Here is a 688-nt window from a genome sequence, read left to right on the forward strand (position 1 = left end):
TGAGATCCCAGTCAGAGTCATTTTATCTAGAGGGGGTATTTCTACATAAATTGGCATTATTAATTTGAAAGGAAAATCAGTAATTTTATGGGTTTTATGCGTGTTCTTAAAGGCACAGATATTTAAGTGTAAGCAAGATCTTATTGTGTTATGCCAGAACTTTTGTCACGATGTTTTCGCTGGATATGGATAAAAAGAGCCACTTTTGTGATATATCAAAAGAGTGAGCTGAAGTTATTAAGTCTCTATCTTCCTCTATTTTAGGATCTCTTTATGTATGAACTTGCCAATCAATTTCATGAGGAGCGGGAGCACATATTCAGCAATTTTATTGAGGTGGTTATACCTTGGAGTGAACAGACTGTTTAAGGGACTGTTGATGGTTGTTTAGAATGGCTTTATGTTAAACTCTCTGTTTTGCCGATTTTAAATGCCAAACACAGCGTCTTAAATGGGGTCATGATTTTGGTGTTTTGAACATGCAAGAAGAAGTACAAGAAAAAAGAGTTGAAGATTTGAATACAAAAACATCGAGTCTCTCGGAGGTAGAGCGTTCAGCTTTTCGTGAGATTGCAGAACGCTTGCGTGACGAACTGGATTCATCGGTAGAGGGGATGCATTTGGTTGAAGAAACAGCCGATGAGTTGCCATGTGCACAGACATTGTCTGGAAATGTCATAGAGAAATT

Annotated in this window: 1 pseudogene; it reads left to right on the forward strand. The window is 37.6% G+C overall.

What is annotated here, in order from left to right:
* Positions 1-479: 479 nt before the first annotated feature.
* Positions 480-688, forward strand: a pseudogene (locus tag ACFINO_RS10600) (PAS domain-containing sensor histidine kinase); the annotation flags it as partial.

This window comes from Bartonella sp. AA83SXKL, assembly GCF_042196965.1.
Lineage (GTDB): Bacteria > Pseudomonadota > Alphaproteobacteria > Rhizobiales > Rhizobiaceae > Bartonella.